The organism is Pedobacter sp. KH_004 (genome assembly GCF_057840755.1).
The window spans coordinates 4168963-4179813 of the sequence record NZ_CM174519.1 but is presented as its reverse complement, the minus strand read 5'-3'; the positions used below and the strand labels follow the sequence as shown (position 1 = coordinate 4179813).

Below are 10851 nucleotides of genomic sequence, written 5' to 3'. Positions count from 1 at the left end.
AGTATTATTGATTAGATGGGATTACTTCTTTATTTGCCTTGATATCAGTACCCAGGCGCTGCAGATAAGCAATAATGGCTACAATTTCTTTATCACTATTTACTTTGATGTTATTCTGTTTCAAATCCGTAGCAATTTTTTCAGCCTGAATTTTCAAATCATCATTTGCCCTTTGATCATAACCATCGGGATAGGGAACGCCTAAAGTTTGCATTGCCCTTATTTTAGCAGGTGTTGTAGAAACATCAAGCCGTTGCTCAGTTAACCAAGGGTAGGGGGGCATAATGCTTCCTGGCGACATGGAAGTCGGATCAACTAAGTGATTGTAATGCCAGGCATGAGAATATTTACCGCCCAGCCGATGCAAATCTGGTCCGGTGCGTTTACTTCCCCATAAAAATGGATGGTCGTAAACATACTCTCCCGCTTTACTATATTCGCCATAACGTTCGGTTTCTGAACGAAATGGGCGAACCGTTTGCGTATGGCAGTTCACGCAGCCTTCTCTGATGTATAAATCTCTTCCTTGTAATTCCAAAGCAGAATATGGTTTCACACTGGCAATGGTTGGAACGTTCGATTTTATGGTAAAAGTTGGCATCATCTCTACCATTCCACCAATTAAAATGATAAGGAGAGAAAAAACCATAAACTTCATCGGTTTACGCTCCAATACCCTATGCCAGGCCTTATCAGCAGCAGAATGATCAACAATTTCTTTCGGCAAAGGCATAGCTTCGGCTGCTTCGTTAGCCACTAACTTACCAGCAAGCATCGTTTTTGCTAAATTGTATGTCATGGCGATTACACCAATCAAGTAAAAAGCTCCGCCAACTGACCTTAACACATGCATTGGAATAATTTGCAAGGTAGTAGCAAGAAAATTTGGATATTTCAACAAACCTTCAGGCGTGAATTCCTTCCACATTAATCCTTGGGTGAAACCTGCCCAGTACATTGGAATGGCATAGAAAAGAATGCCTAATGTGCCGATCCAAAAGTGGAAGCCGGCAAGTTTTTTAGAATATAATTCCGTCTTATAAATTCGGGGAATCAGCCAGTACAAAACGCCGAAGGTTAAGAAACCATTCCAACCCAATGCCCCTACGTGTACGTGAGCAACAATCCAGTCGGTAAAATGTGCAATGCCATTAATTTGCTTTAATGACAATAATGGTCCTTCGAAGGTTGCCATACCGTAAGCCGTCAGCGCAACCACCATAAATTTAAGTGTTACATCTTCACGTACTTTATCCCAGGCACCGCGAAGTGTCAGTAAGCCATTAATCATGCCTCCCCAACTTGGTGCAATCAGCATAATAGAAAAGGCTACACCTAATGATTGCGCCCATCCTGGTAAAGAAGTATAAAGCAAATGGTGCGGGCCAGCCCAGATATAAATGAAAATGAGTGACCAAAAGTGAAGAATACTTAATTTATAAGAGTATACTGGCCTATTGGCCATTTTCGGCAAATAATAATACATCATTCCCAGATAAGGCGTAGTTAAGAAAAATGCCACCGCATTATGTCCGTACCACCACTGCACAAGTGCATCTTGTACGCCAGCATACACATAATAACTTTTTAGAAATGAGATGGGCAATTCGAAAGAGTTTACTAAATGTAGCACGGCAATGGTTACGAACGTAGCGATGTAAAACCAAATGGCCACATATAAATGTCTTTCTCGTCTTTTAATGATGGTCCCAAACATGTTGATCCCAAATACTACCCAGATTACGGTAATGGCAATATCAATCGGCCACTCTAGCTCCGCATATTCGTGTGAGGTGGTAAAGCCAAGTGGTAAGGTAATAGCTGCTGCCACAATAATTAATTGCCAGCCCCAGAAATGAATTTTACTCAATACATCGCTAAACATTCTTGCTTTTAACAAGCGTTGTAGTGAGTAATAAACACCCATAAAAATCGCATTACCCACAAAAGCAAAAATAACCGCATTGGTGTGTAATGGCCTGATTCTCCCGAACGTGGTATACTGATTGCCCATGTTCATGGCAGGTTTAAATAGCTGCATGGCCACCAGTAAACCAACGGTCATCCCAACGATCCCCCAAACCAGGGTGGCGATTCCAAAGTTTCTGACAATCTTATTATCGTAAGTAAATTTTTCTAACTGCATAAAAAGGAAGAGTTTTGTTTGTTTAATACACCAAAGGTATCTCGCATGCTAATGTAGAATGATGATAGTGCTTAGCTCAAAAAGTGATCTTCTTCACTTTTTTGATTTTCAGGTTCATCATCAAAAAGGATTCGGATTCCGGGCGTATGCACATCATCATTCTGCCCTGTTTTGTAAGCCCAGAAAAAAGCACCAAGAAAGATCAGGGCCATTAAAACACTGGAGCCTACCAAAAAGTATAGAATGTTCATATCAGTTTATTTTTACGAGCATAAATCCGCGTTGCGAAAGTGGTGAAGCAAATAATTGTTACCGTGCTGATGGGCATTAAAACTGCAGCCACTAATGGATAAAGTGTGCCTTGAACAGCATAGAAAATACCCACGCAGTTGTATGCTGTAGCAATTGCGAAGCTTGCTTTTATGATTTTCAGTCCATCTTTACTAAGTTGTGCAAAATGAGGAAGGTAGTTAATCGAACTTCCCTTTAAAATTGCATCGCAGCCCGGTGTGAAGTTGTTGATGTTATCGGTTATTGCGATACCAAAATTGCTCTGTTTCAATCCTCCGGCGTCATTTAATCCATCACCAAGCATCATTACTTTTTTTCCGCTTTGCTGCAATGCTAAAATGTTGTTCAGCTTCTCGTGGGGGCTTTGGCGGAACTTCATTTTTGTTGCTGTTGAGAAAATGGTTTTTAACCTCCATAAATCTTTATCAGTATCACCAGATAAAAGGTGGATTTGATATTTTGATAAGTCCAACATCAACTGTTTCAACCCTGGCCGCCATTGCTGTTCCACATCAAAATATCCTTTATAAACATGGTCGATTAAAATGTGTACGCCAGATTTGCTAATATTTTCGACAGTAATGGGCAACATAGATAGGTGCCCTGCATAAATACTGCGTCGGTCAATTTTCGCAGCTAAACCTTTACCCAATACTTCACGGTAATCTTTAAGGGGATGAAAATGATCTACATTCAATGTTTTAAGAATTTGCCGGCTTAAAGGGTGGCTGGAGTTTCTTAACAGCGAAGCGACGAGTACTTTTTCATCATTCTCGAGATGTCCGCCAAAAGAAATGGCAGCATTTTCTGTGCTCGTTAACGTTCCGGTTTTATCAAAAACAATGGTATCACATTTTGCCAATTCTTCCACCGCATCTGTGTTTTTGACATAAAAGCCTTTTTTATCAAAAACGGATAAAATAGCTGATAAGGTAAATGGAGTACTCAGCGCTAAAACACAAGGACAAGCTACGATAATTACCGCCGTAAATGCCGACCAGGCTTTGCTGCTTTCATCCTGAAAAAGCCAATACCCTGTTGCGGCAAAAGCAATGATAAAAACACCTAAGCTGAAAAACTTCGCGACACTATCATTAAAAGTTTCCTTTTCAACTGCATTTTTATAGTTTTCGTTATTCCATAAACCTGTCAGATAACTCTGTGATACTGGTTTAATTACTTCCAGTTCAATGGCTTCAGTGGTTTGGCGACCACCTGCATAAATAATCTCCCCTAAAACTTTATGTACAGGTTCTGATTCACCAGTTACAAAACTCATGTCCATCCAGGCATCGCCTTTCATTAAAATGGCATCAGCTGGAACGAGTTCTCCATTTCTGATCCATAAACGATCACCAAGTTGAATCTCATTAATAGACACAGGTTTCTCCTTTCCATTTTCCAGTGTAGTAACCGCAATCGGAAAGTAAGAACGGTAATCACGATCGAACGAAATATGATGATAAGTGCGTTGTTTCAACCACTTACCCATCAAAAGTAAAAATACCAAGCCTGTTAACGTATCTGCGAAGCCCGGGCCAGTATTTAATACGATTTCAAATGCAGTTCGAAAAAACAATACCGCTATAATTAAAGCTAAGGGCGTATCGAGGTTAACATGTTTATGTTTTAAACTGGTTATGGCGGAAACGAAGTAATCCCGGCCGCAAAAAAAAGCAGCAGGAATAGAAAACGCAAGATTGAGCCAGCCGAATAAGTATTGAAACTTTTTTTCTAAACCTGAAAGTCCGAAATACTCCGGGAAGCTGAAGAGCATGACGTTGCCCATTAGAAATCCAGCGGTTGCAATCTTCAAAACTAATGTCTTATCCACCGAACTGCTGTGTGCTTTCACTACATCCTGTAAGCTGATTAGTGGTTCGTAGCCAATTTGATTTAACATTTCTACCAGTTGCCTTAAAGAAATTTCCTCGTGATTATAGCTGATGGTAACCTGTTTTTTCAAAAAATCGATTCTCGAACTGAAAACTGCTGGATTGATCTTGTAAAGATGTTCCAATAGCCAAATGCAGGAACTACAGTGAATGGCAGGTATGTAAAATGTGATAATACTGGAGCTTTGATGTTTATAATCTAAAAGTTGGGTGATAATATTGGGTTCATCGAGATAGTCAAGATGGCTTTCGCCCTTAAATTGCTGCCCAGGGCTATTGTTGTAGTGATAGTAGTTACAAAGATTATTTGCTGACAAAATCTTATACACCCCGAGACAACCACTGCAACAAAATTTCTTATTGTCAAAAGTATGATTAAGCTTTGGCAGATCTTCTCCACAGTGATAACACAAGGTTTCTATTGTAATGTTCTTTTCATCTTCCATTCTGGCTCTTATTAAATCGATGAACTAAAAAGGTGCTTTTCAGCTTGTTTTGCCCATAACCTTTCATCGAAAGCCATGCAAACATTTCTGATATATGATTTTCCCAGGAGCGTTAAGGCGATGGTTGTATCATCAAAAAAAACCAATCCGTCTTTTAGCAATGGCAACAACCTCTCTTTTACAGGTGCAGGTATTCCATTTTCGAAAACCGTTGTTTCCCGGCACATCATATCCAAAATATGCTGTCTGTTTTCTAAATCTTCGTTAGTAAGGATATGGCCTTTTTCAACAGGAAGCATGCCTGCTCCAATTTTCTTCAGGTAAGCCTCCACCGTTTTAGGATTTTGAGCAAAGCCGGTCCAGCCATCGCTAATAGATGACACGCCCAGGCCGATCAGCAAATGGGTATGCTGATCGGTATAGCCCATAAAATTTCTGTGAAGCAATTTTGCCTGACCTGCCTGGTACAGGGAATCACTTTTTAAAGCAAAATGATCCATTCCCACATCCTGATACCCGGCATCTATAAGCATTTCCCTGCCTTTTTCATACAATGCAAATTTTTTATCGCCAACAGGCAAATCTTTTTCGGTAAAATGGCGTTGACCGGGCTTTAACCAAGGCACGTGGGCATAACTATAAAAGGCAATGCGATCTGGATGAAGGCGAATAACATCGTTAATAGTATCCTTCAAGCCCTGCAAATTTTGAGCTGGCAAACCATAAATCAGATCGAAATTGATGGAGTTGTAACCGATAAGCCGAGCTTCATTTGTTACTTTTTCTACCTGCTGTGGCGTTTGAAAACGATTAATCAGGAACTGCACTTTCGGATCAAAATCCTGGATACCCAAACTTAATCTTCTAAAACCTAACGCATAGAGTATGGTTAAATGTTCCCTAGTTGTATTTGCCGGATGTGCCTCGAAGGAAAGCTGAGCATGTGGGGCTAAATCTGCATTTTCCAAAATGTGTGAAATTAGCGATCCAAGATTTTCAGCACCGAAAAAAGTGGGTGTACCGCCGCCTAAGTGGAGTTCTTTAATTTTAGGTCTTGAACCCAAAATATCGCAATACATTGCCCACTCTTTGAGTAAGGCCGTTATATATGGTTGTTCAACCCCATGATTTTTGGTAATTCTGGTATTGCAGCCACAGTAAGTGCATAAACTCTCACAATAGGGCAAATGAATATAAAGGCTTATGCCTTCATCTGCAAAGGCGTTATAAGTTGTTGGGATTACCTCAACCCATTTTGCTGCTGAAAAGCTTTCGTGATCCCAATAAGGTACAGTTGGATAACTGGTATACCGCGGAGCGGCAACGTTGTACTTTTGAATGAGTGCAGCTTCCATTATTTCAATGCTTTAGCTACACCACAATTATTTTGACAACAACAAGCCTTACCTACGCATTTACCGGCGGCCCATTGATCGAGGTTTTTAATTACCTGCTCCATCCTCATACGAGGTGTTTGAGCTTTTTCACTCCATGGAACGTTCGCTATTTTCATTCCGGCAATACCCGCAGCCTGTAAATCCACATGATCAGTTTCAAAAGAAGAAGTGGCAATGTATTTTAACCCAAGCGATTTTAGCTCAGCTATCATTTCTGAAGTTAAGGCATCATTGTTAAATACCAGTAATGCTTCCTTTCCATTGGCAAAAGCAAGTGTGTCTGCCGTTAAACTGTTGGCAATAATCGTGATATCGTGCTTTTTGTAGTTGGCGAGTACCAACCATTCTTTTTCGTCGGGTTTTATATTATATGCTATAGCTTTCATACCTCATTTTTATGTGTACAAAACTATAGCGGAGCGTGTTACCCGGGCGTGAGGATGCTTAGGATAAAAAATGATTTTGATTATATTTCTCCTTCAGCAGGAAATATTAGTGTTTGATATTTCGAAGTTTTTCCATTGATAAAATATTGATGGCATTACCAGTTTTATCAATCAATTTTTCATCTTTAAAATCAGCCAGCATTCTGCTCACCGTTTCACTGGCGGTGCCCACTAAAGCAGCTAAGTCATCTCTTGATATTTTGATGGTACAACCGTCATTGATGGGTTGTGCAAACTTATCCGCCACCTGGAGCAGCGCATCAGCAACTCGTTTTCTAACTGATGAATAAGCCAGTTGAAGCATCTGTTTGCCTTTATCCTGCACACTTCCAGATAACAAAGCGATAAATATTTTCGATACCGCCTGATGATGGAGTAAATATTCCATAAAATCTAACTTCGGGATTTGAACGATTTCAGAATCAATTAATGTCGCGGCATTATCGGCGTAAAATTCGCCATTGCAAAGGGCTTCATAGCCAAAGAAATCGCCATCGTTATAAAGTGCTGAAGATAGTTCTCTTCCATCTTTAAACCTTTTATAAGTTTTGATCTGTCCTTTTACAACGTAATATAGGTGGCTGGGTTCATCATCCTCTACATAAATCACTTGTTTATTGGCCACTAATTTTGATTTCCCCTTTTTTATTAGTTCCTCCAAAATGGCTTGATTATCTCCGGCCTCGCCAGTAAAAGTACCCGATTGTTGCTTCTTTTTAAATCGACTTTCAATCGCTTTAAACAGTTCAACATCATCAAACGGTTTAGTTAAATAATCATCTGCGCCCATTTCCATACCCTTTCTCATATCTGCCCTTTCAGATTTCGCAGTGATAAAGATGAAAGGAATATTAGCTGTTTTTAGATTTTTGCTTAAAAGATAAAGTACCCCGTAACCATCTAGTTCCGGCATCATAATATCACATAAAATAATATCAGGATGATGCTGTAAAGCCATTTCTACACCCACTTTTCCATGTTTTGCCGTAATTGGCTGATAACCTGCTAACCCCAATACTTCTGCTGTTCCTTCGCGGATATCGTCGTTATCTTCTATGATCAGTACTTTTTTATTCATTTTGCTATTAAAATATTTTAAACAGTTTGGTTAAAGCTTAAAGTAAAGGTAGTGCCAATGTTTTGCTCGCTAATGCAATTCACGGTGCCGCCCATTAAACCAACGTAACGATTAACAATATTAAGGCCCAGGCCTGTACCTGGGATATCGCCGGTATTGTGTGCTCTAAAAAAAGGTTCAAACAAACTCTTTTGATCGGTCTCTGGAATACCAATTCCGTTATCTTTAACTTCGAGTATTAATTTGCCATCCACTAAACGGGTATTAAATTGAATTAATGTATCTGCACCAGAGTATTTTACGGCATTAGAAATTAAATTAATGACACAATTCCTCAGCAAATTAGGATCAAGAAAAACACTGGCCGTAATTCCCGTATGCTCATAAATAATGTGCTGGTTTTGCTTGGTCATCATTTGCATTTCTTCCGTAATTTCTTCAGCAAAGCTGATGATATTAAACCAGTTGGGATTCGCTTCAACCTTACCTGCCTCTAATCTTTCGAGCGATAGAAAGTCATTTAAGATGGTGGTTAAGTTATTAATGGAATTTTTAATTTTCGAGGTATGCTTTTCAACATTTGCGGTATCTTGTTTTTCAGTATACTTATCAATGAGCGAAGCTGACAGCTGAATGGCACTTAATGGCGTTCTGAATTCATGCGAAGCCATTGAAACAAATCTGGTTTTCAGCTGATTGAGTTCTTTTTCTTTTTGAAATAAAGCCCTCATGTTTTCTTTGGCCATCTCCAGTTCTGACACCAGTTTAACCAGGTCTTGTGTACGTTCTTTAATCTTAACTTCTAACTTTTCAGTGTACGTTTTAATCTGTTCTTCATTGGCTTTTTCCTTACTTAAATCATGAATAAAGCCTGTGTAAATTTTCCTGTCGCTAAATTTCACCTCACTAACACCTAAACGAAATGGAAAAACCGAACCATCTTTACGCTGGCCATGTACTTCTCTGCCAATACCGATAATATGTTTTTTACCTGTATCATGATAATTTTGAATATATCCATCATGCCTGGCTTTATCTGGCTGAGGCATTAAAACTGAAACATTTTTACCCACCAATTCTGCTCTCGAAAAACCAAAAAGTGCTAGTGCCGCCGGATTAAGGTGTTCAATGATTCCGCGATCATCTATCGTGATGATTCCATCGATGGCGTTTTCAATTATTGCATCTAAAAATTTTGATCTGTCCATGGAGTTGAGTCTGCCTGTATATTGGAGGTAAATATAAAAATTTAGCAGCGCATGTATTAGATTATGCTCAGTTGATTAAGTTTGAGTTGGGATATTTCCAATAAGTTAAAACATGCTGAAAGGTTGGGTAATTTTAAATCAGGTGCCTGAGCAAAAAGATTTTTATAATAGGTAATGCCTTCATTTAACTGTTTTTTAAAATTGGCGAGTTGCTTTCTTTTTTTATCGTTAAAGTGTAAAAGCTGGTCTTTTATTTCTGCCTGCAAGTAATCGATGTACAAATTCAACTCATTAATAAAAACATGTGGCCGATTGGTATTGGCCAGCAGGTTTGTTTTTCCATAAATGTGGCCTACCATGTCACCTAGTGTATAAGAATTGTTAAAATAAGCCAAATTCGGGCCCGGGCAGATGGAAACTGCCTTACTTTCTTTAGGTTTAATAATGTCACATTTAAGGTACGCTGAAGCGCACAAACCTTCACAGAGACAAACTTTTTCTGTTACCTTAGTTAATTCTGACTCATATTCCGCTATTGATAATTCAGCAGATTGGAGCTGTTTAATTTTTAAGTGCTGATATTCCCTGGAAGCTGTACAAATCGGTTCTATGGTAAATTCGGTATTATTGCATAGGTATTTTTTAGTACAAGCGCTCCCAGGCCTACCTTTGTCTATCCGCTCCCTTCTTTGCACATCGGAAGTTGAATTTTTGAAATTGTTAAACCGTACCCCAAGTGGCGAAGAATTACTAAGGTAAAAATCTTCTTCCTTGGCCGCTGCTAAATAATCTAAAGTCCGTTGATCTACATTGGTAACTTCCGGCACAAGCAGAAAAGGACTTCCCCAGCCGGTGGTGCTTAACTGATAATGGTTTAAAAGAAAATTTTGCTCTTCTGCTGTACCAATTCCACCTTGAACGCTAACGCTTTGATCGGGTTTTTGATGAAGCTTGATTCCCTTCAGCGATAACACACTTTGATAAGCGGTAAATAATTCATCTACCAACTGTGTCCTTTTAATTTTAAACTCCTCTAAAATCGGACCTAACAAATATCCTTCCGTAGCAAAAGCATGGCCACCACAATTCAATCCAGATTCTATTCTAAATTCAGAAACCCAAACGCCTTTTTTTGCCAGAAATTTGGCTTGTATAGCTGCAGATCTAAAATCGCTTACCTTCAAAATAATCTTCTTTTTAAAGTGTGCATCGTCATCTGGCAAGAAATCAGAAAAATGTTCAATATAGCTATATAACCTGGGGTTCATTCCTGCCGAGAGAATAACGGCCGCATTTAAAGTGCTGTTTGCAAAACCTCTAAAGGCAGCCAGCGCATCGGTATTTTCATCACCCGTGTAAGTGGCATTAACAAAATTCATTTTATCCACCTTTGCCATAATATTAACATCAGCAGCACCTATTTTCATCGCTTTCCTCAACACATCCTGAAAAATACGTTTGCTTTCTCCTTCAGGATACTCCATCATTAATTCATAGCCATGTTTTAACGGAGATGATTCCGGAAGAAGCTCGAAGTATTTACAAATTTCACTTCCAGGAATAAACCTGGACTGTTTTAACTGCTCAAATTGACTATTGATATTTTGATCTATAAAATTCAGATATGCAGTAATCCGTTTTGATCGATAATCAGCTTCTGTTTTAGGTATAGGGGAATAATGCTGTCCATTTTCGCTCAGGTGGTATGCCCTCATCCGTTCAATTAATTCATCATCAACGATTGATAATGTGGACGAAATCCCATAACGGGCTACTTTTAAAGGGGTGTCTATAGAATAGCCTAAGCCTAAAACAGGGATGTGAAAGGTGTGTGACATAAGTTGTTTATTGATCCCGCAAACCTATTAAAGTAGCACTATACCTGTTCAGACCTGGCTTACTTTAAAAAATGATAAAAGTCATTTTAACTATCCTGAATGTAAT

8 protein-coding genes are annotated in these 10851 nt (G+C 39.1%); all 8 read right to left on the bottom strand.

Annotation, left to right across the window (positions count from 1 at the left end):
• Positions 1-4: 4 nt before the first annotated feature.
• Complete coding sequence (gene ccoN, locus AC3ITD_RS17995; protein ID WP_489361805.1) at positions 5-2146, bottom strand: cytochrome-c oxidase, cbb3-type subunit I; 2142 nt, start codon at positions 2144-2146, stop codon at positions 5-7.
• Positions 2147-2217: 71 nt separating this feature from the next.
• Positions 2218-2397, bottom strand: a complete 180-nt coding sequence (gene ccoS, locus AC3ITD_RS17990; protein ID WP_265797041.1) for a cbb3-type cytochrome oxidase assembly protein CcoS — start codon at positions 2395-2397, stop codon at positions 2218-2220.
• Positions 2394-4778, bottom strand: a complete 2385-nt coding sequence (locus tag AC3ITD_RS17985; RefSeq protein ID WP_489361802.1) for a heavy metal translocating P-type ATPase — start codon at positions 4776-4778, stop codon at positions 2394-2396. The genes ccoS and AC3ITD_RS17985 overlap by 4 nt, the downstream gene beginning before the upstream one ends.
• A gap of 11 nt (positions 4779-4789) precedes the next feature.
• Positions 4790-6133 carry an oxygen-independent coproporphyrinogen III oxidase gene (gene hemN / locus AC3ITD_RS17980; protein WP_489361800.1) on the bottom strand — a complete coding sequence of 448 codons (1344 nt, stop codon included), beginning with the start codon at positions 6131-6133 and terminating at the stop codon, positions 4790-4792.
• Entirely contained in the window at positions 6133-6561 is a 429-nt protein-coding gene (locus tag AC3ITD_RS17975) for a Rossmann-fold NAD(P)-binding domain-containing protein (protein ID WP_265797038.1), read from the bottom strand. The genes hemN and AC3ITD_RS17975 overlap by 1 nt, the downstream gene beginning before the upstream one ends.
• Before the next feature lie 106 nt (positions 6562-6667).
• The gene (locus AC3ITD_RS17970; protein WP_265797037.1) at positions 6668-7699 is read right to left on the bottom strand and encodes a response regulator; all 1032 of its coding nucleotides are present in this window, start codon (positions 7697-7699) and stop codon (positions 6668-6670) included.
• A gap of 17 nt (positions 7700-7716) precedes the next feature.
• A complete protein-coding gene (locus AC3ITD_RS17965) occupies positions 7717-8907 on the bottom strand; it encodes a PAS domain-containing sensor histidine kinase (RefSeq protein ID WP_265797036.1) in 1191 nt (396 codons plus the stop codon).
• A gap of 56 nt (positions 8908-8963) precedes the next feature.
• Positions 8964-10745: a hypothetical protein gene (locus tag AC3ITD_RS17960; RefSeq protein WP_489361797.1), complete on the bottom strand. Its 1782-nt coding sequence runs from the start codon at positions 10743-10745 to the stop codon at positions 8964-8966.
• Positions 10746-10851: the final 106 nt, after the last annotated feature.

Excerpts from the sequence above, each read along its gene's own strand:
- ccoN (WP_489361805.1), bottom strand. The coding sequence starts at position 2,146 with ATGCAGTTAGAAAAATTTACTTACGATAATAAGATTGTCAGAAACTTT.
- ccoS (WP_265797041.1), bottom strand. The coding sequence starts at position 2,397 with ATGAACATTCTATACTTTTTGGTAGGCTCCAGTGTTTTAATGGCCCTG.
- AC3ITD_RS17985 (WP_489361802.1), bottom strand. The coding sequence starts at position 4,778 with ATGGAAGATGAAAAGAACATTACAATAGAAACCTTGTGTTATCACTGT.
- hemN (WP_489361800.1), bottom strand. The coding sequence starts at position 6,133 with ATGGAAGCTGCACTCATTCAAAAGTACAACGTTGCCGCTCCGCGGTAT.
- AC3ITD_RS17975 (WP_265797038.1), bottom strand. The coding sequence starts at position 6,561 with ATGAAAGCTATAGCATATAATATAAAACCCGACGAAAAAGAATGGTTG.
- AC3ITD_RS17970 (WP_265797037.1), bottom strand. The coding sequence starts at position 7,699 with ATGAATAAAAAAGTACTGATCATAGAAGATAACGACGATATCCGCGAA.
- AC3ITD_RS17965 (WP_265797036.1), bottom strand. The coding sequence starts at position 8,907 with ATGGACAGATCAAAATTTTTAGATGCAATAATTGAAAACGCCATCGAT.
- AC3ITD_RS17960 (WP_489361797.1), bottom strand. The coding sequence starts at position 10,745 with ATGTCACACACCTTTCACATCCCTGTTTTAGGCTTAGGCTATTCTATA.